The sequence below is a fragment of the Rathayibacter sp. CAU 1779 genome, from assembly GCF_054551755.1.
Map to the genome: position 1 here is coordinate 1,241,729 of NZ_JBTOLK010000001.1, position 23,016 is coordinate 1,264,744.

The following is a 23,016-nucleotide window of genomic DNA, read 5'->3' on the forward strand; positions in this document are numbered from 1 at the left end:
AGGATGACGCTCAACCTTGACGCCGTCGGCATCGCCGGCGAACCCCACATCGTCAGCTGGACGCCTGACGAGGCGATGCTCTACGCGGTCGGCGTCGGCGCCGGCCAGGACGATCCGCTGGCCGAACTGGCGTTCACGACGGAGAACAGCCATGGCGTTCAGCAGCGTGTGCTGCCGACGTTCGGCGTGATCCTCAACCAGTTCCGCGGCGGATCCCGCCTGAGCATCGGCGAGTTCAACCCGGCCATGCTGGTGCACGCCGAGCAGAGCGTCGAGCTCAGCGGCGCGCTGCCGGCGAGCGGATCCCTCGAAGTGACATCCACCGTCACCGGGATCTACGACAAGGGCAGCGGTGCTCTCGTGGTCAGCGAGGCCACGGGGCGCGTGCCTGGATCGGATGAGGCGCTCGTGGTGACCCGCTCGTCGGTGTTCATCCGCGGTGAGGGCGGGTTCGGCATCCCAGGACCGAAGGATGCCTGGACGCGGCCCGATCGCGATCCGGAGGTCGTGCTCACGGCATCCACCCGCCCGGATCAGGCGCTGCTCTACCGGCTCTCCGGCGACCACAACCCGCTGCACACGGATCCGGCGTTCGCGGCGCGAGCGGGATTCCCACGGCCGATCCTGCACGGCATGTGCACGTACGGCGTTGTCGGCCGCGTGCTGCTCGGCGCGCTCGCCGAGGGAGATCCGGAGCGGTTCGCCGGCATGAGCGGACGCTTCAGCAAGCCGGTGTTCCCGGGAGAGGCGCTGAGCATCAGGGTGTGGCAGTCCGAAGGACCGGCGCAGTTCCAGGTCGTGAACGACAGAGACGAGATCGTGCTCGATCGCGGCACATTCGCGCTGAGGTAGCGTGACCCGCGGCAGCATGAGAGTTTCCATGGAGGGGCGACGCTGCGGCCGCATGCGACAGCAGACCGGCGTGGGCGTCGCCCGTCCGTGGAGACACCGAGAGAGGCAAGTGAGAGGCACAGCATGAGAATCGTCGTGTTGGTCAAGGAGGTGCCAGACACCTACGGCGACCGCAAGCTCGACCTGGAGACGGGTCTGGCCGACCGGGACGCGAACGACCGCGTTCTCGACGAGGTGGGCGAGCGCGCGACGGAGGTCGCGATCTCCTACGCCGAGTCGGCACCCGGCACCGAGGTGGTCGTGCTGACCGCCGGCCCCGAGTCGGCGGTGAACTCGCTGCGCAAGGCCCTTGCCATGGGGGCGGATCGCGCGGTGCACGTCGTCGACGCCGGCCTCGCGGGCGCCGACCTCACGCTCACCTCCGAGGCTCTGGCGAAGGCCATCCAGACGCTGTCGCCGGATCTCGTCATCACCGGCAACGTCTCCACCGACGGCGCCGGCGGCGTGATGCCGGCCCTGGTCGCCGAACGGCTGGGACTGCCGGCCGTGACGGCGCTCGACAGCGTGGAGATCGCGGACGGCGTCGTGCGCGGCGATCGTGCAGCCGACGGCGGACGCATGAAGGTCGAAGCGCAGCTCCCCGCTGTCATCTCGATCACCGAGCAGCTGCCCGATCCGCGTTTCGCGAGTCTCAAGGGCATCATGGCCGCGAAGAAGAAGCCGTTCGACACGCTCACGCTGTCCTCGCTCGGGGTGGACCCCGACGCGCTGAACCCCCGCTCGATCATGATCGCGGTCGCGGAACGTCCGCCCCGCGGCGCTGGCGTGAAGGTCATCGACGACGGCACCGCCGCGCAGCAGCTGGCGGACTTCCTCGCCCAGAAGGGACTGGTGTGACCATGGCCGACTACCCCGAGAACTCCATCCTGATCCTGGCCGAGGTGTCGACCGACGGCGTGCCAGCGAAGTCCGCGGCGCAACTCGTCGCGACGGCGGCCGGAGTGGGCACCCCGGTCGTCGTCGCGGTGGTCCCCTCTGCTGCAGCGGATGCGGCGGCCACGGCACTCGGCGGCCTCGGCGCCGCACACGTGCTCATCGCTGAGGGGACGGGTGAGACATCCGTTCCGAGCGCCGCGTATGCGGATGCCCTCTCGGCGGCTGCGGCCCTCGTGCAGCCGGAGGCGGTGCTGGTCTCCAACACCATCGACTCGCGCGATGCGGCCGCACGGTTCGCCGTGCGCAGCGGCAACGCGCTCGCCGCCGATGCCATCGCCGTCTCGCGCGACGAGGAGGGAGTGGTCGCGCACCACTCCGTGTACGGCGGCGCGTACAACGTGGACTCGGCCGTCACGTTCGGCACGGCCGTCATCACGCTGCGCGCGGGATCCGTGGATGTCGCACCCGCCGCCGTCACTCCGTCCGTGGAGCGTATTCAGCTGGAGGCGACGACCCCCGTCGTGACCGTGCTCTCGCGTGAGCAGACGGAGAGCGCGTCCGAGCGCCCGGAGCTCCGCGGTGCCTCCCGTGTCGTCTCCGGCGGACGCGGACTCGGATCCAAGGAGCAGTTCGAACTGGTCGGCCGGCTCGCCGACGTGCTCGGTGCAGCGGTCGGCGCCTCGCGCGCCGCCGTCGACGCCGGTTACGTGCCGTATGCCCATCAGGTCGGCCAGACCGGCGTCTCCGTCTCGCCGCAGCTGTACGTCGCGCTCGGAATCTCCGGCGCCATCCAGCACCTGGCGGGCATGCAGACGGCGAAGACGATCGTCGTCATCAACAAGGACGGCGACGCGCCCATCTTCGACATCGCGGACTTCGGTGTCGTGGGAGACGTGTTCGAGGTGGTTCCGCAGCTGATCTCGGCCCTCGAGTCGAAGCGGAGCTGAGGTCCATGGCACTTCAGGTGGGCTCGCGCCCTATCCGCCGCGGACTTCCGCGGGTGCACGGCGGTACGCCGTGGCCGGACGCCGCCGAGGTACCTGTCGTGCGCCGTGCCTCAACGGCGTCCGCAGACGCCGCGCCGGCCGCGGCTGCGGCGGCGTCGGAGGCCGTCAGAGCTGCCGCGGCGCCGGCCGCCGGGGTCGACAACACCGGCCCGGCCAACACAGGGGTGGACAACGCCGGCGGGGACAGCGCAGCAGCGGTCAGCATAGCGGCGGTCAACACAGACGCGGTCGCTTCGGTGGAGGCGCCAGCGCCCGCCGGGGCGGCTGCCGCATCCGGCGCGGCGACGGGTGGCGCTGCAGCGGGCAGCGGTGCCCGTCAAGGACGAGCGACCTCTCGCGTTCGGCGCGGTCTGCCGCGGGTGAGCGGCGGTGAATCCTGGCCGCCCGAAGCCTTCGCCGCGGCCGTCCTCGCGTCGTCGGCCTCCGGCACGCCTGCTGCGGCCGTCGGAGCGACATCCGCTGCTGCACCGCTCGCCGGTGCCGCCTCTGCGCCCGAGCCCCGCGCTGCGGATGCCACCAGTGCGGAATCCGCACCGGTCGCGATGTCGCAGGCCGCCGCTCCGGCGGTCGTCGCGGCGAGTCCGTCCGTCGCTGCTGAACCGGCCGCGATGCCGGTCCGTTTCCGTCGCGGCCTGCCGCGCGCCCGCGGCGGGGAACCGTGGCCCCCGGTGCCCGACGCCGCAGCACTCGCCGCGGCGGGTGCCGTCGCCGCGGCCAGTGCGGCCGAGCCCACTGAGCCTGCCGGGGCCGAAACGGTCACGACGCCGGCCGTGACATCGGCGCCCGCCGCGTCGGCCACGCCCGCGATATCGGCCACGCCTGAGTCCGCGACGCAGCCGCCGGCCGTACCCCCGGCTGCGACAGCCGCTCCTGCGGAGCCGTCCGTTGCAGCGAACGCGCCGAGCAGGTCAGCTCCTGCCGTCGCATCCGCGGTGACACCGTCACCTGCTCCTGCTCCTGCTCCTGCTCCTGCTCCTGCTCGTGCGCCTGCTCCTGCTCGTGCGCCTGCTCCTGCTCGTGCGCCGGTCGTCGCGGCGGCCGCATCGGCGGCCCCGGCAAAGCCTGCCGCCGGGCCGACGGCTCCGGCCAGGACCACCGCCCAGCCGGCCGCCGAGCCGAAGCTCTATCGAGGGTTCACGCTGAAGCAGTGGGTCTGGCGCTCGATCGGCGCGGTCGTCGGGGCGGTGATCGTGGTGGGAATCCTCATCCTCGCCGCTCGCGGTCTGTTCACATTCCAGTTCGTGCGGGACTTCGTGAAGACGTATCCGGGTGACTATCCGTTGCCGAAGAACGCTCCCGTCGGGTTCCCCGGCTGGCTGAATTGGCAGCACTTCCTCAACGCGTTCTTCATCCTGCTGATCATCCGGTCCGGCATCCAGGTGCGCCGGGAGCAGCGGCCCAAGGCGAACTGGACGCCGCGCTGGAACCCGAGCCGCAAGATCAGCCTCACGCTGTGGCTGCACCAGTCGCTCGACCTGTTGTGGGTCGTCAACGGCGTGGTCTTCCTCGTGATGCTGTTCTCGAGCGGGCAGTGGATGCGCGTCATCCCGACCAGCTGGTCCGTGTTCCCGAACGCCATCACGGCGGCACTGAACTACGCGTCGCTGCAGTGGCCGACGGACGACGGCTGGGTCAACTACAACAGCCTGCAGCAGCTCGCCTACTTCGCGACGATCTTCCTCGCGGCGCCGCTGGCGGCGGCGACGGGCATCCGGATGTCTGGCCTGTGGCCCAAGAAGGCCGAGCGCCTGAGCAAGCTGTACCCGGTGGAGGTGGCCAGGGCCATCCACTTCCCCGTGATGATCTACTTCGTGGCGTTCATCGTGGTGCACGTCGCGCTGGTGTTCGCCACCGGCGCCCTGCGCAACCTCAACCACATGTACGGCGGATCCGACCAGGTGAACTGGGTCGGCTTCTGGATCTTCGTCGCCTCGCTCGTGGTCATGGCCGCCGGATGGGTTGCCGCGCGCCCGCTGGTGATCGCACCGATCGCATCCCTCTTCGGCAGAGTCGGCCGATGACCGCCGCGGAGGAGCCGGCGAGCGAGAGGGGATTCGTCACGCCGGCTGCCTCCGCGTACCGGGGTGCGACGGTCAAGCTGCTTCTGCTCGCCTCCGCCCTGTTCATGGTCGGCACGAACGCGTCGATCATCGCCGGTCTGCTGCCGGAGATCGCGCACGGCCTGAAGGCGACGCAGTCGACGGTGAGCTATTCGATCACCGTGTACTCGGTGGTGGTCGCGATCGCGGCACCGGTCGCATCCATCGTGCTCGTGCGGATGCCGAGGGCGATGCTCATGGCGATCGGCGCCGTGTTCTTCTCGGCGGGAACGCTCGTGGCATCGCTGAGCACGAGCGCTGTCGGTTTCATGGGCGGCCGCGCCATCGCGGCGCTGGGCGGTGCGGCGCTTGTGCCGACGGCCAGCGCCGTCGCCGCCACGCTCGTGCCGCCGGAACGGCGAGGACGGGCACTCGCGCTGGTGAGCCTGGGCTTCACGCTGTCCAGCGTGCTCGGCGCGCCGATCGGAACGGCGCTCGGCAGCCTGGCGAGCTGGCGCCTGCCGATGCTCTGCCTGGCGGGGCTGGGCATCGTCGTCGGGGTCGGCATCGGCGTCTTCCTTCGCGGAGTGCCGACGCCGCCGGTCACGCCGCTGCGGCATCGGCTGGCGCCGCTCGCCGATCGCCGGGTGCTCGGCGGCATCGGCACGACACTCTTCATCGTCGTTGCCTTCAACGTGGTCTTCATCTTCAGCGCGAGCCTCACCGCTGACGCCACGGGCGGCAGCGGCGTCTTGCTCGCCGCGCTGCTCATGACGAACGGGCTCGCGGGCATCGTCGGCAACTTCTTCGCAGGCAGGTTCACCGATCGCTTCGGCAGCCGGCCCGTGGCGGTCGTCGCGCTCTCGGTGATCATCGTGCTGCTGGCGGTGATGCCGCTGACGCTCGAATCGCTTGTCGCGTGCCTTGTCGTCTTCATGATCTGGGGGCTCGTCTCCGCAGGCACGAGCGTGCCCGTGCAGTACCGGCTGATCGCGATCGATCCGGATGACGCCGTCGTGACGCTGTCCTGGAACTCCACGGCCATGTATGTCGGCATCGCACTGTCGCCGCCGCTGGGCAATCTCGCCATCGGGATCGGCGGCGTGCACCTCACGCCCGTCACCGGTGCGATCTGTGCGGCACTTGCGCTGTGCTCGTTCCTGATCGGCATGCTTCCGGCGCGCGAGCACAACCGTCATCGTCGGCTCGAGGGTGGTCAGGAGATCACGAAGGCAGCACACCCCGTCCAGGCGGCCGAACCGCTGCCGGCCGAGCAGCAGTCCGCCCATCAGCGACCGGCCCATCAGCAACCCGCCGCGCCGCCGCCGACCGCGCCGCTTGCGGCCGCACCCAGCTGCGAGCGCTGAGCGTCCGCGCACTCGTGATCAGGAGCGAGAAGTCGCGTCTGGGTGGCTAGGCGTCGCGACCCAGGTCTGCCGATGTGACGAATGTCATGCGAATCCGGTGACGGACGTGTGCGGTCGATCGGCGCCATGTCCCGGAGAGTTGATGCATGAACACGAAACCCCTCCTCAACGAGCGCGCTGCGGATGCCTCGCAGCGCGTTCTCGCCGTCGATGCGCGTGGCATCACCAAGCGCTTCGGTCAGGTGCTCGCCGTCGACGGCATCGACCTGCGGATCGCGCCGGGCGAGATCGTCGCCTTCCTCGGCCCCAACGGCGCCGGAAAGTCGACCACGATCGACATGCTCCTCGGTCTCAGCCAGCCCGATGAGGGCGAGGTGAGCATCTTCGGCGGCAGCCCCCGCGCAGCGATCGGCCGCGGCCTCGTCTCGGCCGTGCTCCAGAGCGGCGGACTCTTGAACGACCTGACCGTGCGCGAGACCGTCACGCTGACCGCGAGCTTCTTCACCGCGCCGAGCCCGGTCGAGACGGTTCTCGAGCGTGCCGGAATCCTCGACATCGCCGAACGACGGGTGGGCAAGTGCTCAGGGGGACAGCAGCAGCGGTTGCGCTTCGCGCTCGCCCTGCTCTCGGACCCCGGACTGCTCATCCTCGACGAGCCGACGACCGGCATGGACGTCGACGGGCGCCGCAGCTTCTGGCAGGCCATCCGAGCGGATGCCGCGCGCGGCCGCACCGTCGTGTTCGCCACGCACTACCTCGAGGAGGCCGACCTCTACGCAGACCGCATCGTGCTCGTGCGCAAGGGCCGCATCGTCGCCGACGGGACGTCTGCGGAGATCAAGAACCTGGCATCCGGCCGCGTCGTACGCGCGACGCTCCCCGACGCCGACGTGGTCGCGTTGGGCGCGTTGCCCGGTGTCACGTCCGCCGAGACCAGGGGAGATGCCGTGATCCTGACGACGACGGACTCGGACGCCGCCGCCCGCTACCTACTCACCCAGACCTCAGCAGTCGACCTCGAGGTGACCTCGCACAACCTCGAGGACGCGTTCGTCGCACTCACCGGCGACGACGATGCCGACCGCCCCGCGACTGCGTCCACCATCAACCGGAAGGCCTGAACTCCGATGACCGTCATGACCTCCGTCGCCGAGACGCGCACGGTGCGCCCGTTCGGCGCCTTCAACCTCACCTACCTGTGGATCGAGCTCAAGCGCAAGCTGCGCAACAGGCGCACGCTCCTGCTCACGCTCGTGTTCCCCGTCGCTCTGTACCTGCTGGTCGGGTATCCGCAGCGTGACGTGGCGCTCGGCCACACGCCTGTCGCCCAGGGCGGCATCTCGGTCGCCGCGTACATCATGGTCTCCATGGCGCTGTACGGCGCGATGATGTCGGCCACCGCGGCGGGCGGATCCGTCGCCATCGAACGCACCCAGGGCTGGAGCCGGCAGCTGCGCCTCACGCCGGTGAGCGCGGTGGCCAACGTGGCGACCAAGATCATCGCCGGTCTCGTCGTCGGGCTCATCGCCGTCGTCGCCACCTTCGTGGTCGGCGCCCTCACCGGTGTGACCATGCCCGTCGGCGACTGGCTGCTCTCGGGGCTCGCCGTGTGGCTGCTCGGCACTCTCGTGTTCACCGCGCTCGGCCTCATGATCGGCTATCTCGTGCCGAGCGAGAACGCGATGCAGTTCGTGAGCCTGGCCATCGTGCTGCTCTCCTTCCTCGGCGGCCTCTTCATCCCGGTGACGCAGATGCCCGACGTGATGCGCGACATCGCCGTGTGGACTCCCGTGTACGGCATCGGCGAGCTGGGACGAGCGCCCCTCACCGGCGATGCCTTCGACGTTCTGGCCCTGCTCAACGCACTCGCATGGCTGGTCGTCTTCACGATCGGAACCGCGCTGCTGTTCCGTCGCGACACCAAGCGCGGTTGAGCGGGTGCCCAGTAGAGGCGAAGCGGTCGGGTCCGGCTCCACGCCGGGCCCGACTACTGTGGGCACGGTGGCCGCCAACCTCATCGCGCTGAACGTGCCGGTGCCGGAGCCGCCGGCCGACCTCGACCTTCGCAGCGGGCCGAGGATCCCCGTGCTGGGCAACGTCACGCCGGAGGGCACGATCGTGTTCGGCGGCGGGCGTCGCTCATTCGTCAGGTTCGCCGCCGTGCTCGCCTCCATGTCCCTCATCGTGGCTGCCGACTCCCACACCGACGAGCCGTGGCTCATCGCCTACGCAGCGGTCATGGTGGTCGTGATCTCCGTCGCAGGATCCCTCGCAACCGCGCTCACCTGGCTCGCTCACCGACGGCTTCGCATCCTGATCTGCATCGGCTACTTCGCGCTCTCGTTCGTGATGTGGCCGGTGCTGCACTGGACCATCTGCATTCTGTGGATCTTCGCTTCGATCGTCATCGGCGTGAGCATGTTCACGTCGGGGGTGACAGGGGTTCTCACCCTGCTTCTCGCTCTGCTCGCCGTCGCGTTCCAGTACGCAGGAGGAGAGCGTGGCCTTGCGGTTGTCTGGATTCCGGCGATCCTGGCATCCGTCTCGCTCATGATGTCGGCGTTCTCGCGCCAAGCCGCCTCCATCGTTCAGCTCCAGCAGACCCGACACGAGCTGGCGCAGCTCGCGGTCGCAGAAGAGCGCGGAAGGGTCGCTCGGGACATGCACGACATCCTCGGGCACTCGCTCACGGCGATCGCGGTCAAGGCCGAGCTCGCCGGCATGCTGATCGACGGGGATGACACCGCGAAGGCACGCGACGAGACCGCCGCCGTCGAGCAGCTGGCACGCGCTGCGCTGGCCGACGTGCGCACCACCGTCGCCGGCTACCGAGGCATCAGCGTCGCCGCCGAGCTCGCGAATGCGCGGTCCGTGCTCACCAGCGCGGGCATCGAGGCGGAGTTCCCCGCCACCGTGGAGGCGCTGCCCGCCGACGATCGGGAGCTCGCCGGATGGCTGGTGCGCGAGGGCGTGACGAATGTGCTGCGGCACTCGAACGCTCGCATCTGTCGCATCGTCGTCGAGGCCGATCGGGTCGAGGTGGTCGACGACGGGCGAGGTCCGGCAACGGGATCGACGCCGGAGCTCTCGAGCGGAAACGGGCTGCGCGGCTTGCGCGAACGCGCGGAGGCGGCCGGCTGGCACGTGGAGACCGGGCGAAGCGACCTTGGCGGGTTCCGTCTCAGCATGATCCGCGAAGCGACGAGCCCGGCCGCGGGGGCGGGGCCGCAGGGACGAGACGGCGCGAACGGCGATCAGGAGAAGCGGGCATGACGCGAACACTGCGACTGCTGCTCGCCGACGATCAGGCGCTCGTGCGCGGCGCGCTCGCCACGATGCTGTCGCTCGAGCCGGACATCGAGGTGGTGGCCGAGGTGGGGCGGGGCGACGAGGTCTTGCCCGCCGCGCTCGAGACGCACCCCGACGTGGCGCTCCTCGACGTGGAGATGCCAGGCAGGGACGGCATCACGGCGGCGGCCGAACTGCGGGAGCGGATGCCGGGCATCCGCGTGCTCATGGTGACGACGTTCGGCAGGCCCGGGTACCTCCGAAGGGCGATGCAGGCGGGCGTCGCAGGCTTCGTGGTCAAGGACACCCCGGCCAAGCGGCTCGCCGCCATGGTGCGCGACGTGGCCGACGGCATCCGGGTGATCGACCCTGAGCTCGCGGCGGAGTCCCTCGTCGCCGGCGACTCTCCGCTCAGCGAGCGGGAGGGCGACGTGCTGCGAGCCGCCCAGGCGGGAGGGACGATCGCCGATCTCGCCCGTCAGCTGCACCTGTCGGAGGGCACGGTGCGCAATTACCTCTCGAGCGCGATCGGCAAGACGGGTGCCCGCACCCGAGCCGAGGCGGTGCGCATCGCGCTCGACAACGGCTGGCTCTGACCCGCCGGCGCGGAACGCGCGCCTCACGCTCCGGTGAACCGCCGTACGTCGCGACGCGTCGGATCAGCGGCGGGCGGCGACCGCCAGCTGCGTGCTGTGCGCGACCGGCGCCCCCGTCGAGTCCCAGGCGTAGCAGGTCTCGTCCACCAGACCGTCGGCCAGCAGGTGCGCACGATGCAGCAGGTGGATGGGTCCGGGCGCCGGGAGTGCGCGCACGTACGTCGTGAACTGCAGCGTCGGCACCCAGCCCGTCATGGGGCCGATGTCGAAGGTCGCCGGCGGCATGGCATCCAGCGCGAACTGCAGTGAGATCGGATCGAAGGCCTCGTCACCGGGAAGAGCGAGCCACCCCCGCAGTTCCCCGTCACCCGTCGGCGCTCCCGTGAGGGAGCGCACGGATTCGGGTGACAGGGTGAGGCGGAGCTGATCCGAGAGCCCCGGCGGATTCGCTCCGCGCGGCAGACGGAACCGCACGTAGTCGTCGGCGTCGCGCACGTCTCGCTCCGGAACCCCGCGTGCCCACCACGACGCTTCGGGCGTCCCTTGTGCCGCGGAGGCGGCACCCGATCCGGTCGATCCACCCGATCCCGTCCATTCGCCGGACTCACCGGATCCGGTCGATCCGGGCGTCGGGTTCAGACGTCCGAGCGTCGCCACCACGTCGACGCACACCCGGCCGCCCTGGCGGAGGGATGCCCGCACGCGTGTCACCGTGCGCCCTGACTGCAGCAACTCGGTCTCGATTTCGGCGCCACCGGCATCCGGCGAACTGCAGAAGTGCGCTGACACCGCCAGCGGATGCGGATGGTCGGCGACCTCCGCCGCCGTCTCCACGGCGGCTCGGGCGAGCACGGCCGTGAGGTATCCGCCGTTGGGCTTGCCGCCGACACCCCAGCTGCCGTCGATCTCGGTGGTGAAATGCGTCGCGTCCAGCCTGGTCACGGCGCTGACCTCGGAGAAGCGGCGGCGGTCGATCGAATCCTGCACCCTCGCCACGCTACCGGGCGCGCTGCGCCCCTGCCGACGCCTGCGAAGACCCGGACGAAGACTCTGATGAAGACCCGGACGCGGCGGCGAACAGACGCGGTGACGGAGCAGGCGCATCCGCACTCCCGCTCGCACCCGGCAGAGCGCTGGGAGACCGCGTCGGCGCCGCTCAGTACCATGGACTGCGCAGGCGAAGAGCGATGCCGACACGGCCGATCGCCCGCGCTGCACGACGACGGGAGCGCAGTGTCACAACGACTGGACGTCGCTGCGCAGGGCGGCACGACGCAGTGGCGACGGGTCTCGCCCAAGTACGTGTGGGTCGTCATCGTCGGGTCGCTGATCAGCGGGGTGATCGCGGCGGCAGTCGCCGTGTTCGCCTGGCTCGTGCTGCACTGGTGGTGGGCCTGGATCGCGCTCGTCGTCATCGTGGTCATCGCCATCGTGCAGCTCATCATCGCGCCCCGCCGCGCACGGGCCATCGGCTACATCCTTCGTGACGACGACCTGCTGATCCGCCGCGGCATCATGTTCCAGCGGTTCGTCGCAGTGCCATACGGCCGCATGCAGCTGCTCGACATCGAGCGCGGACCCGTCGACCGCGTGCTAGGCCTGGCCGAACTGCGATTCGTGACGGCAGCCGCATCCAGCCGGGTCTCCATTCCCGGCCTCGTCGAAGCGGATGCCGCGTGGTTGCGAGATCGCCTCGTCGAGCTCGCCGAGGCGCGCAGGACGGGTCTGTGACCCAGACGTACACCGAAGCGACCGGCCTCGCCGACGGCGAGTGGCACCGGATGCACAAGGCGACGCCGCTCCTGCGAGGCGGCATCGCCATCGTCGCGATCGTGGGCGTGATCGTTGCGAACCTGCGGGAGCGCATCATCGCGTTCTTCGTTGGCACCCCCGACTACCCATCGGGCGACCCCGTCGACCTGATCATCCGGCACAACTTCGTGTGGCCGGCGATCGGCATCGCCGCCGTCGTCATCGCGGCCTGCGTCGGGGTCTTCGCACTGTCGTGGCGCGTGCAGACGTTCCGCGTGACACACCAGGCCGTCGAGCTGCGCAGTGGGATCCTCCGTCGCCAGGAGCGCAAGGCGCGGCTGGATCGCATCCAGGGCATCAACGTGCACCGGCCGTTGTTCGCGCGGATCTTCGGCGCGGCGAAGCTCGAGATCGTCGTCGCAGGACACGACGCCAACCTCGACCTCTCCTATCTGCCGTCGAAGGTCACGGAGACGTTGCGGCGCGAGATCCTGCGCCTGGCGTCGGGAGTGCGTGCCGAGGAGGCGGCGCAGGCGGTGGGTGCCGTCGAGCCGGCAGATGCGGCCTCTGAGGAATCCGGATCCGTTCCGGCCGATCCGCCGGCCCGTGGCGAGGCGACGCGCAACGTCCTCGCCGACCGTGTCGACGAGTTCCTGCTCTCGCCCGCCGATCTCGATCCGGATGCCGCACCCCGGGCATCCGTCGTGCGCATGCACCCGCTGCGGCTGGCCGGGTCCCTGTTGCTCAGCGGCCCCACGATGGTGCTCTTCGTCATCGTGATCGCGATGATCGTCGGGGCGTCGACCGGACGTCCGTGGCTGATCATCATCATCTTCCCGGCCGTCCTGAGCCTCGGCGGTCTCTACGCACGTCGCTTCACCAAGGCGCTGCGCTACTCCATCGCCGGCAGCGACCAGGGCGTCCGCATCGGATTCGGACTCCTCACCACCAGCAGCGAGACGATCCCGCCGCAGCGCATCCACGCCGTCGAGCTGCTGCAGCCGCTGGCGTGGCGGCCGTTCGGATGGTGGCAGATCCGCATGAACACCGCCGGCCACACACGCGGCAAGAACTCTGCCGGCGAGTCGCGCACGACCACGCTGCCGGTGGGCGGCATCCGCGATGTGCAGCGCGTGCTGCCGCTTCTGCTGCCGGGCATGGACGGCACGCTCCGCGATGGCATCGCCCACGCGGCCATGCGCGCTCGCGCCGACCAGTCCGCGTTCTCGTCCGCACCGCGCAGGGCCGCGTGGCTGCGTCCGTTCTCCTGGCGCAAGACCGGATACACCATCGCCGATGGCGTGGTCGTGTTCCGGCACGGCGCCGTGTGGCGGCGCATCGTGTTCGTGCCGCTCGCGCGCCTGCAGAGCGTCGAGGTGGAGCAGGGGCCGGCGCGGCGCATCCTGAACCTGGCATCGGCCGACGTGCACCTCGTCGACGGTCCCGTGCACGCCAGACTGCCCGTGATCGACGTGCGCGCCGCAGAGGAGTTGTTCGGCCTGGTCAGCGCAGGGGCGATCACCTGGGCTGACGTCGAGGCGTCGCCGAGCGCCCGCCCGGCTTCCCTGAGCGAGCACAGCGTGGGCCGCCCCGAGCACGTCGAAGGGCCGGGGGGCGACGTTCCGGCCCTTCGACTCCCGCCGTTCGCTCAGGCAGCCGAAGACCACGAACCCCACACGAAAGGTGACGACTGATGGCCGGACGTTCCGGACGCCTCGGGGTCGGCATCGTGGGCGCAGGACGCGTCGGGCCCGTGCTCGGCGCCGCGCTCGCCGGAGCCGGGCACGCGATAGTGGGCATCGCGACCTCGAGCGAGCGAAATCGCGAGCGTGCGGAGGCGCTGCTGCCCGGTGTTCCGGTGCTCGCCGTGCCGGACCTCATCGAGCGATCAGAGCTCGTCGTTCTCGCCATTCCCGGCGCTGAGCTGCCCGAGTTCGTGAACGGCCTGGCCACCGCCGGCACCTGGCAGGCGGGGCAGCTCGTCGTGCACACGGCGCCGGAACACGGCGTCGACGTGCTGCTGCCCGCGCTGCAGCGCGGTGCCATCCCGCTCGCCATCCACCCGGCGATGACCTTCAGCGGCACGAGCCTCGACCTCGCCCGCCTCGCAGAGAGCTACTTCGCGGTGACCGCGCCGGCTCCTGTGCTGCCCATCGGTCAGGCGCTCGTCGTCGAGATGGGCGGAGAGCCGGTGATCATCGAGGAAGCGGATCGCCGGGCATACGCGGAGGCCGTCTCCACGGCGACGACGTTCTCGCGGTCGATCGTGGAGCAGGCGTCCGGGATCCTCGCCGGCCTGGGCATCGAGAATCCGGGCGGATACCTCTCGTCGCTGGTGCGATCATCCGTCGACGAGGCGCTGCGTCGCGCCGGTGCGCCGACGGAGCTCGACGCCCTCGACATTCCAGGGCTGCTGGATGCGCAGCACGGTCATCCTGAGCGGCCACCGACCGCAGACGGCCCCGGTCGGTGGCCGGACGCGAGCGGATGGCCCGGCTCGAGCGACTCGATGGGCAGCGGATCGCCCGGCACAGAGGGAACGACGGGCAACGGATGGCCCGACGTGGACGGCGACGGGCAGGAACGATGACCACGCATCTCTGCTGCTGAACACGACGACCGCACGAGCACGATGACCACGGCACGAGCACGATGACCACGGAGGAACGATGACAGACACGACCGCGCCGGCACCCGGAACACCGGCGGTGTCGACGACGATCGCCGAGATCCGATCGATCGTGCGGGATGCGCGTGCCCGCGGGGAACGCGTCGCCCTCGTGCCAACGATGGGCGCCCTGCACGACGGCCATCTGTCCCTGGCGCGCGCCGCTCGCGGCCTGGCGGACGTGGTCATCGTCTCGATCTTCGTCAATCCGCTGCAGTTCGGTCCGAACGAGGACTTCGACCGCTACCCGCGCACGCTCGACGCGGATCTGGCAGCCCTCGGCGACCTCGCCGACCACGTGTTCGCGCCGACGGTCGGCGAGATGTATCCGAACGGTCCGTCGCAGACCCGGATCGCCGGGGGCGAGATCGCGGGCGAGTTCGAGGGCGCATCGCGCCCAGGCCACTTCGACGGCATGCTCACCGTCGTGAACAAGCTGCTGAACATCGTGCAGCCGGATGCGGCGATGTTCGGCCAGAAGGATGCGCAACAGGTCTTTCTCGTACGGCAGATGGTCGCGGATCTCGACATCCCCGTCTCCATCGAGGCCGTGCCGATCGTTCGGGAGACCGACGGACTCGCGCGCTCCAGCCGCAACCGCTACCTGGATCCCGACGCGCGGGAGGCCGCCGTGACCCTGTCGCGCGCTCTGCACGATGCCGTGGCCGCTGCGCCGGCAGGGGTGCAGGCGGCGCTGGATGCTGGGCTGAAGCGCGTGCGGGCATCCGCGCCGGTTAAGCTGGACTATCTGGCCATCGTCGACCCGCAGACCTTCCGTTCCGTCGCCGACGGATACCGCGGAGCCGCAACCGTGCTGATCGCGGCACGGGTCGGCACAACGCGGCTCATCGACAACGCGAGCGCGGTCATCGGGTAGGCGCACCACCTGCACCGCCGGTTGAACCCGTCGAAACCAGCCCAGCACCACCCAGACCCACACCACCGGTTGAGCCTGTCGAAACCAGCCACCGTGACCGCGAGAGCTGGTTTCGACACGCTCAACCGGCGAGAGCGCTCAACCAGCGAGAGCGCTCGACCAGCGGCACCGCACCACCGACCGAACGAGAACGAAGAGGAACCATGGCGACCGACGAGCGTCGTGCAGACGAGAACCGCGCCGACGAACTGAGCGCTGACGAGGTCGGCGAGCAGAAGGCCGTGCGGCTCGCCAAGCGCGAGCGCCTGAACGCCGAGGCGGACGCCGCCGGCGGCGCCTACCCGGTCACTCTCCCGATCACCTCCACCATCCCCGAGGTGCGTGCTGAGCACGGCCACCTCGAAGCGGATGCCACCACCGGCGTCTTCGTCGGCGTCGCCGGCCGCGTCGTGCACCTCCGGAACACCGGCAAGCTGTGCTTCGCCGCGCTGCAGTCGGGCGACGGATCCCGCATCCAGGCCATGGTGTCGCTCGCCTCGGTGGGCGAGGAGTCCCTCGCGCGCTGGAAGGATCTCGTCGACCTCGGCGACCACGTCTTCGTGCACGGCGAGGTCATCTCCTCGCGTCGCGGCGAGCTGTCCATCATGGTGGACGACTGGGCGATCGCGGCCAAGGCGATCCTTCCGCTGCCGAACCTGCACAACGAGCTCTCGGAAGAGACGCGCGTCCGCAGCCGCTACCTCGACCTCATCGCCCGCGAGCAGGCCCGCACCAACGTGCTGAACCGCGCCAAGGCGGTCGCGTCACTGCGCACCACCTTTGCCACACGCGACTTCGTCGAGGTGGAGACGCCGATGCTGCAGACGATGCACGGCGGGGCATCCGCTCGCCCCTTCGTCACGCACTCGAACGCGTTCGACACCGAGCTCTATCTCCGCATCGCGCCCGAGCTGTTCCTGAAGCGTGCCGTCGTCGGCGGCATCGACCGCGTGTTCGAGATCAACCGCAACTTCCGCAACGAGGGTGCGGATTCCACGCACTCGCCCGAGTTCGCGATGCTCGAGGCCTACCAGGCGTACGGCGACTACAACACCATGGCGGAGCTGACGCAGACGCTCATCCAGGATGCCGCCTGGGCCACCAGCGGCGGGCACGTCGTGACCTGGGCGGACGGCACCGAGTACGACCTCGGTGGCGAGTGGGATTCGATCTCGATGTACGAGAGCCTGACGGATGCCCTCACCGCGGCCGTCACCGCAGGCCGCGTCCCGTGGACCGGCGGCACCGACATCACTCCCGAGACCCCGCTGAACGAGCTCGCCGCGCTTGCGGAACTGCTGGAGGTCGAGGTGAAGCATCCGATCCACGGCAAGTACGTGGAGGAGCTCTGGGAGCACTTCGTGAAGGGCGGCCTCGAGCGTCCGACGTTCGTGCGGGACTTCCCCGTCGACACGTCGCCGTTGGTGCGGGCGCACCGCTCCAAGGCGGGCGTCGTGGAGAAGTGGGACCTGTACATCCGCGGCTTCGAGCTGGCGACCGGATACTCCGAGCTGGTCGATCCCGTCGTGCAGCGCGAACGGTTCGTGGAGCAGGCGCGGCTGGCAGCCCAGGGCGACGACGAGGCGATGCGCCTCGACGAGGAGTTCCTGCGCGCACTGGAGTTCGGCATGCCGCCCACCGGCGGCATGGGCATGGGCATCGACCGCCTGCTGATGGCGCTGACGGGCCTCGGCATCCGCGAGACGATCCTCTTCCCCCTGGTCAAGTAGCAGGCCCGACTGCCGCTGCAGCCTGCAGCCTGCGGCCTGCGGCCTGCGGCCTGCGGCCTGCAGCCTGCGGCCTGCAGCCTGTCGCCGCTTGTCGCAGTCAGCCCTGTTGCGAAAACAGGAGTGATCGCGCTCTCGCAACGGATACCGGCGGAAACCTCCGGTATCCGTTGCGACCTCCGGTGTTCGTGACGCCTCCGGACCGAGCGAGTCGCGTCGGTGCTGGCCTCCACAGGGCGACGCGGCAAGGAGGTTTCCACACTTGACCATTACGGCCGGGGCGGCCCGGATGCCGTGCGCAACCATCGAGGATGCCCTCGGTACCCGCGGAATTGGCACGTTTCGGTGGACTCGCGACGCGCACCCAGCTCCGCGCCGCGGGATGCTCGGCACGATCTCTGCAGGCGTTCGCCGCGCAGGGACACGTGCGGGTCATCCGGCGGTCGTGGCTTGCGGCCACAGCCGACCCCGCCGCGATGCGCGCGGTCGAACTGGGCGGCATCCTCGGCGGGGAGAGCGCACTCCGCTCCCTGGGAGTGTGGGTTTCGCACGACACCGGCCTTTGCGTCGCGACACCGCCTGGAGCCAGTCACCTTCCGCCAGTCCGTGACGGCGAATATCGCATCTACCCGAACGACTTCGCATGGCCGACGGGCAAGCGCTGGAGGACGGATGTCGTCAGCGCCCTTGTACACCTGGCGAGACGCGTGGAGCCGATTCACCTCATCGCATCCATCGACAGCGCGCTGTACACGGACACGATGTCCGGACCTCAGCTGTCCCAACTCTTCAGACGACTACCTCGAAGATTCAGACGACTTCGCCGTTTGGTGGAACCGCGTGCGCAATCGGGCCTCGAGTCGATCCTCCGTGTTGCGTCGGTGATGGAGGGGTGGAACGTGGATGTACAGATCTCGATTCCCCGTGTCGGAGCCGTCGATCTTGTGATCAACGGCTGGCTCGTGATTGAGACGGACGGAGACGCATGGCATTCCTCGCCGCAGCAGCGCGCCAAGGACCGGGCACGGGACGCGGAGCTCGTGCGGCGTGGCATGCGGTCGCACAGATTCGGTTACGCACAAGTCATGGGCGACCTCGCGGGCTGTCTCGAGGTGATCCGCGTGCTTCTTGCTGCGGGACGACCACTCAGCCAGTGAGGGTGACAGGCACCGGAGGCCGCAACGAGCGCCGAGGGGCCCGACGGGCACCTGAGGCAGCACCGAGCGCCGGGGGCGTTACGAACACCGGGGGCCGCAACGGATACCGGAGGTTTCCGCCGGTATCCGTTGCGAGAGCGCGATCACTCCGGTTTCCAGAACGCTCTGCGCCGGACAGGACATGCCGTGCAGCTCTGCGCCGGACAGGACAGGACAGGGCCGTGCAGGACGGTGCCGGACAGAAGAGGCGGGTGCACTCAGTGTTGCTGGTACCGCTTCAGGTGCTCCTGCGTGAGCTGCTCCATCTGCTCGTCCGTGAGGTCGTCCATCGTCTTGGCCTCGCGGCGGTCGGTGTGCATCCACCGGAAGAAAAGGATGATCAGCACCGGCACATCCGCGATCTCAGCGATGAACCACAGGAAGTCGCCCGAAAGGTGCTGGTCGTGAAGCGGGGTGGGGAACCACGGCGGTAGCGCCCCCGCCACACGCGACGCGTGGTCCAGCACGGACTCGTTGAGGCGCAGCAGGATGCCGGGCACGGCATCCAGGACCAACTCGACGAACGCGAGCATGAACTCCGCCGTGATGAACAGGCTTGTGCGCAGGAGGCCGCTGTCGGTGACCGGCAACACCATGAGCAGACCGACCAGCGGAACGCCGATGGTGATGGCGGCCTCCCACCCTGGATCCAGGCGCAGGGCCGCCGCGAACGGCGTGAGGAAGAGGCTGAAACCGATGAGGGCGACGACGGGCGCGAAGATCGCGTTGCCCATCAGCCGTACCGGCCACGACTTCAGGATGCGATCCAAGACCTGCGCCGGCAGCCCCGACATCGCAGCGCGCGCGAGCGACACGGGACGCCCGAGGGCGAGGAGCCCCGGAACCACGAAGAGGAGGAACGCCACGCGAGTGGTGAACGCCCACCGCAGCTCGGTGCTCCAGGTGCCGAGGAATCCGAACTCGATCCACGCGTACGAACCGAGTCCGAACAGGTAGAACGCGATGGTCGGCCACGCGGGCCACCGAACCTCGTTGCGGCGCGCGTAGAACAGGCCGAGACCGTAGAGTCCGCCGGCCACGATGATGACCCCGAGCGCATACGGGTTGAACGAGAACGTCGTGAGGAACGTCAGTACATCAGGCGTGGGGGACTCCGATTCGTGCGGGAGGATCACGGCGGGCGATGTCGTCGGCGATCCGGCGATCGCCATCCGAGCGGATGCTGCGGCCGCCCCGCCATTATCCGCCGACTTCCTCAGCGCCCGCCAGGACGGGGACGGCATCGTGGCCCGCAGGATGGACGCCGCGGGACCTCATGTCCGGAGTGGGCACCGCAGGACGTGGCCAGCAGGGTTGGGCATCGCGGAGCCTGATGCCCGGAGTGGACGCCGCGGCACGCGGCCTCGCAGGGTGAACGTCGCGGGCACTGGGCCAGATGGGCAGACGCCGCCGGAGGGTCCGGGGCCAGGGGAACCGATCCGTCGTCGCGAGACCGACGCCGCAGAGATCAGGCCCTCCGCCGATCCGCCTCCGCAGGGAGAGGGCCCGCCCTCGGCGTACCATTCAGCACGAGCGGCCCGCGACGTCCGATGTCGTGCGGCAACAGAGGGGAGCGGCAGTGGTGCAGCATCGAGCAGGGGATCGGGACACCCCGGCGGAGGGCACGGCCGACCCCGTCGGTGTGCCGGCGGCTTCGGGCGGACCGGCAGCGAAGCTCGGCGATGGATCATCGGCGCCCGAAGGGCGACCCGCGTCGGCTGGCAGTGCCGTTCGCGACCGCGAGCCGGCGGTGCGCGAGTTCCTGTCAGGACTCGAAGTCCGCGATCGCGCGATTGACCGTTACGCGGCAGCCCACGACGCGTCCCACTACCTGCTCGTGCCCGAAGCGGTCGTCGCGCCGCGGAGCGTCGAGGAGGTGCGGTCCGTGTTCGGCGCGGCCAGGGCATCCCGTCGAACGCTGACGTTCCGTTCGGGCGGCACCAGCCTGTCTGGACAGGGCGTGACGAGCTCTGTGCTGGTGGACACGCGGCGTGCATTCCGCGGAATCCGCATCGAGGATGACGGCAGACGGGTCACCGTGCAGCCCGGCGCCACGGTCCGCGCGGTGAACACGCGTCTCGCACGGCACGGATACCGACTCGGACCGGATCCGGCGAGCGAGATCGCCTGCACGATCGGCGGCGTCATCGCCAACAACTCCTCCGGCATGGCCTGCGGCATCACCGAGAACAGCTACCGCACCGTCGAGTCGCTGCTCTTCGTGCTGCCCAGCGGCACGGTCGTGGACACGGCGCTCCCGGATGCCGACGCCCGCCTCCGCGAGCGTGAGCCTTCACTGCACGCCGGCCTGCTCGAGCTGCGCAGCAGGTTGCTCGCGTCCCCGCATGCCGTGGCCGAGATCCGTCGGCAGTTCTCGATGAAGAACACCATGGGGTACGGCCTCAACGCCCTGCTCGACTTCGAGGATGCCGCGGACATCCTGGCGCACCTCGTGATCGGCAGCGAGGGGACGCTGGCCTGGGTGGCAGAGGCGCGGTTCGCGACGGTGCCGTTGCGTCCGTCGATCGCGACGGGTCTGTTGGTCTTCGCGAACCTCGCGGACGCGACGGCCGCGCTCCCCGACCTGGTGAGCACCGGCCCTGCGACGATCGAGCTGATGGATGCCGCATCCCTCCGAGTGGCGCAGGCGGCGTCCGACTCGCCGGAGGCGATCCGCAGGCTGGAGGTCGTCGACCACACCGCGCTCCTGGTCGAGTTCCAGGCGGCGGGTGCCGATCAGCTGGCCGACGTGGTCGCGGACGCCCGACCGGTCCTGGATGCGCTCAACGTGGCATCCCCGCTCGAGCTCTCGTCGGATCCCGCCGAGCGCGCAGCACTCTGGCATGTCCGCAAAGGTCTTTACGCCACCGTCGCCGGCGCCCGACGGTCGGGAACCACGGCCCTGCTCGAGGACATCGTGGTGCCCGTCGAACGACTGCTCGACACGTGTACGGCACTCACCGCGCTGTTCGACAAGCACGGCTACGACGAGGCGGTCGTCTTCGGCCACGCCAAGGACGGCAACCTGCACTTCATGCTGACCGAAGACTTCGGCGATGCGGAGTCCCTGGTCCGATATCGAGCCTTCACCGACGACCTCGTCGACCTGGTGCTCGATCAGGGCGGGTCGCTCAAGGCCGAGCACGGAACGGGGCGCGTGATGGCGCCGTTCGTGCGGCGTCAGTATGGCGACGAGCTGTACGGGATGATGCTCGAGATCAAACGCCTCGCCGATCCGAAGGGCATGCTCAATCCCGGCGTGCTGCTCGCGGACGATCCCGATCTCTACCTCCACGATCTCAAGACCGCGCCGCAGGTGGAGGCCGAGGTGGATCGCTGCGTCGAGTGCGGATACTGCGAGCCGGTCTGCCCGAGCAAGAACCTCACGCTGACACCGAGGCAGCGCATCGTGCTGCGCCGTGAGCTCGAGCGGGCCAGGGCGGCCGGCGACGACGAGCTCGCGGCTGAGCTCGAGCAGGATTACGAATACGACGGCATCGACACCTGCGCGGTCGACGGGATGTGTGCCGTCGCGTGCCCCGTCGACATCAACACGGGGGATCTCGTTCGCCGGCTGCGCGCCGAGGAGCCGACTCCGCTGCTGGATCGGGCGTGGCGCACGGCCGCGCACCACTGGGAGGCGTCCACCCGTGTCGCGTCTGCGGCGCTGACGGTCGCGCACACGCTCCCTGCCCCGCTGGTCGGCGCCACGACCACGGCGGCGCGCGCCTTCTTCGGCACGGAGACCGTTCCGCACTATGACGCCGGCCTGCCGGCAGGGGGGCGGATGCGCGGTTCTGACCGAGCCGGAGCCCACGGCACAGGGCCTTCGCCGTCCGTCCACGCGAAGCGTGCGAGCAGCGCACGTGAACCGGTGGAGCCCGGCACCGGCCCTTCCGCCGGATTCGGCAGCGCGGACGTGCCCGCGCCCGACGAAGCCGTCAGCGAGGTCGTCTTCTTCTCGGCGTGCGTCGGAACGATGTTCGGTCCCGAACCGGGCGGGATCGGATCCGCCGAGGCGCTCCGCAGGCTGGCCGAGCGCGCCGGCGTGCGGCTGGTCGTGCCCGACGGCATCGACGGGCTCTGCTGCGGCACTCCGTGGAAGTCCAAGGGACACCTGCACGGCTACCACGACATGTCCGACCGCGTGCTCCCTGCTCTGCGAAAGGCGAGCGACGGCGGCCGTCTCGACATCGTGTGTGATGCGGCATCCTGCACCGAGGGGCTGGAGACCATGCAGCACCTGGCGGCGGAGTCGGGGGCCGGACTGCGGTTCGTCGACGCGACGGAACTCGCGGGCCGGATGCTGCTGCCGCGCCTGACCGCAACCCGTCGCCTCGCGTCCGTTGCCGTGCACCGCACGTGTTCCACCACCGCACTGCATGCCGACGCCGCGCTCGACGCGGTCTGCGCGTTCGTCGCCGACGAGGTGTACGAGCCGGACGCCTGGGGTTGCTGCGCCTTCGCGGGGGATCGCGGGATGCTGCATCCGGAGCTCACTGCATCCGCCACCTCCGCCGAAGCGCTGGAGGTCGCGGATTGGACGTTCGACGCGTACGTCTCTGCGAACCGCACGTGCGAGATCGGCATGACCAGGGCGACCGGGCGCCCGTACCGTCACGTGCTCGAGGTTCTCGAGGAGGCGACGCGCCCCGCGTCGTGACGCCCAGTC

17 protein-coding genes and 1 pseudogene are annotated in these 23,016 nt (G+C 69.9%); 16 read left to right on the forward strand and 2 right to left on the reverse strand.

Annotated elements, in window-relative coordinates; translation table 11 throughout:
• Nucleotides 1-3: 3 nt before the first annotated feature.
• The 9 genes from ACX9R5_RS05745 (at nucleotide 4) to ACX9R5_RS05785 (ending at nucleotide 10,085) form a co-directional block, all read left to right on the forward strand.
• Nucleotides 4-852: a MaoC/PaaZ C-terminal domain-containing protein gene (locus ACX9R5_RS05745; protein WP_459408038.1), complete on the forward strand. Its 849-nt coding sequence runs from the start codon at nucleotides 4-6 to the stop codon at nucleotides 850-852.
• Nucleotides 853-975: 123 nt separating this feature from the next.
• The gene (locus ACX9R5_RS05750; protein ID WP_459408039.1) at nucleotides 976-1,749 is read left to right on the forward strand and encodes an electron transfer flavoprotein subunit beta/FixA family protein; all 774 of its coding nucleotides are present in this window, start codon (nucleotides 976-978) and stop codon (nucleotides 1,747-1,749) included.
• A 2-nt stretch (nucleotides 1,750-1,751) separates the two neighbouring features.
• A complete protein-coding gene (locus ACX9R5_RS05755; RefSeq protein ID WP_459408040.1) occupies nucleotides 1,752-2,735 on the forward strand; it encodes an electron transfer flavoprotein subunit alpha/FixB family protein in 984 nt (327 codons plus the stop codon).
• A gap of 5 nt (nucleotides 2,736-2,740) precedes the next feature.
• Nucleotides 2,741-4,816, forward strand: coding sequence for a cytochrome b/b6 domain-containing protein (locus ACX9R5_RS05760; protein ID WP_459408041.1), 2,076 nt, complete (start codon nucleotides 2,741-2,743; stop codon nucleotides 4,814-4,816).
• Nucleotides 4,813-6,201: an MFS transporter gene (locus ACX9R5_RS05765; RefSeq protein WP_459408042.1), complete on the forward strand. Its 1,389-nt coding sequence runs from the start codon at nucleotides 4,813-4,815 to the stop codon at nucleotides 6,199-6,201. Before ACX9R5_RS05760 ends, ACX9R5_RS05765 begins: the two co-directional genes overlap by 4 nt.
• A 146-nt stretch (nucleotides 6,202-6,347) precedes the next feature.
• Nucleotides 6,348-7,322: an ABC transporter ATP-binding protein gene (locus ACX9R5_RS05770; RefSeq protein WP_459408043.1), complete on the forward strand. Its 975-nt coding sequence runs from the start codon at nucleotides 6,348-6,350 to the stop codon at nucleotides 7,320-7,322.
• Between the two features lie 6 nt (nucleotides 7,323-7,328).
• Nucleotides 7,329-8,135, forward strand: a complete 807-nt coding sequence (locus ACX9R5_RS05775; protein ID WP_459408044.1) for an ABC transporter permease — start codon at nucleotides 7,329-7,331, stop codon at nucleotides 8,133-8,135.
• 67 nt (nucleotides 8,136-8,202) lie between these two features.
• Complete coding sequence (locus ACX9R5_RS05780) at nucleotides 8,203-9,474, forward strand: sensor histidine kinase (RefSeq protein WP_459408045.1); 1,272 nt, start codon at nucleotides 8,203-8,205, stop codon at nucleotides 9,472-9,474.
• The gene (locus tag ACX9R5_RS05785; protein WP_459408046.1) at nucleotides 9,471-10,085 is read left to right on the forward strand and encodes a response regulator; all 615 of its coding nucleotides are present in this window, start codon (nucleotides 9,471-9,473) and stop codon (nucleotides 10,083-10,085) included. Before ACX9R5_RS05780 ends, ACX9R5_RS05785 begins: the two co-directional genes overlap by 4 nt.
• A gap of 63 nt (nucleotides 10,086-10,148) precedes the next feature.
• Here the strand turns inward: ACX9R5_RS05785 and ACX9R5_RS05790 are convergent, their stop codons facing one another.
• On the reverse strand, nucleotides 10,149-11,072 hold the full coding sequence (locus tag ACX9R5_RS05790) for a thioesterase family protein (RefSeq protein WP_459408047.1): 924 nt from the start codon (nucleotides 11,070-11,072) through the stop codon (nucleotides 10,149-10,151).
• A gap of 246 nt (nucleotides 11,073-11,318) precedes the next feature.
• Between ACX9R5_RS05790 and ACX9R5_RS05795 the strand changes: the two genes are divergently transcribed.
• The 6 genes and pseudogenes from ACX9R5_RS05795 (at nucleotide 11,319) to ACX9R5_RS05820 (ending at nucleotide 18,305) form a co-directional block, all read left to right on the forward strand.
• Nucleotides 11,319-11,816 carry a PH domain-containing protein gene (locus tag ACX9R5_RS05795; protein ID WP_459408048.1) on the forward strand — a complete coding sequence of 166 codons (498 nt, stop codon included), beginning with the start codon at nucleotides 11,319-11,321 and terminating at the stop codon, nucleotides 11,814-11,816.
• Nucleotides 11,813-13,531 (forward strand): PH domain-containing protein, encoded by a 1,719-nt coding sequence (locus ACX9R5_RS05800; protein ID WP_459408049.1) that lies wholly within the window; start codon nucleotides 11,813-11,815, stop codon nucleotides 13,529-13,531. The genes ACX9R5_RS05795 and ACX9R5_RS05800 overlap by 4 nt, the downstream gene beginning before the upstream one ends.
• A pseudogene (locus ACX9R5_RS05805) lies at nucleotides 13,531-14,238 on the forward strand (Rossmann-like and DUF2520 domain-containing protein); the annotation flags it as partial. The gene ACX9R5_RS05800 and the pseudogene ACX9R5_RS05805, both read left to right, overlap by 1 nt.
• A 268-nt stretch (nucleotides 14,239-14,506) precedes the next feature.
• Nucleotides 14,507-15,382: a pantoate--beta-alanine ligase gene (panC, locus tag ACX9R5_RS05810; protein WP_459408050.1), complete on the forward strand. Its 876-nt coding sequence runs from the start codon at nucleotides 14,507-14,509 to the stop codon at nucleotides 15,380-15,382.
• 203 nt (nucleotides 15,383-15,585) lie between these two features.
• Entirely contained in the window at nucleotides 15,586-17,151 is a 1,566-nt protein-coding gene (gene lysS / locus ACX9R5_RS05815; RefSeq protein WP_459408051.1) for a lysine--tRNA ligase, read from the forward strand.
• Between the two features lie 896 nt (nucleotides 17,152-18,047).
• The gene (locus tag ACX9R5_RS05820) at nucleotides 18,048-18,305 is read left to right on the forward strand and encodes an endonuclease domain-containing protein (RefSeq protein WP_459408052.1); all 258 of its coding nucleotides are present in this window, start codon (nucleotides 18,048-18,050) and stop codon (nucleotides 18,303-18,305) included.
• Between the two features lie 257 nt (nucleotides 18,306-18,562).
• Here the strand turns inward: ACX9R5_RS05820 and ACX9R5_RS05825 are convergent, their stop codons facing one another.
• Nucleotides 18,563-19,516 carry a cytochrome c oxidase assembly protein gene (locus ACX9R5_RS05825; RefSeq protein WP_459408053.1) on the reverse strand — a complete coding sequence of 318 codons (954 nt, stop codon included), beginning with the start codon at nucleotides 19,514-19,516 and terminating at the stop codon, nucleotides 18,563-18,565.
• 578 nt (nucleotides 19,517-20,094) lie between these two features.
• On the opposite strand from ACX9R5_RS05825, the gene ACX9R5_RS05830 reads away from it, so the two are divergent.
• Complete coding sequence (locus ACX9R5_RS05830; RefSeq protein WP_459409042.1) at nucleotides 20,095-23,007, forward strand: FAD-binding and (Fe-S)-binding domain-containing protein; 2,913 nt, start codon at nucleotides 20,095-20,097, stop codon at nucleotides 23,005-23,007.
• Nucleotides 23,008-23,016: the final 9 nt, after the last annotated feature.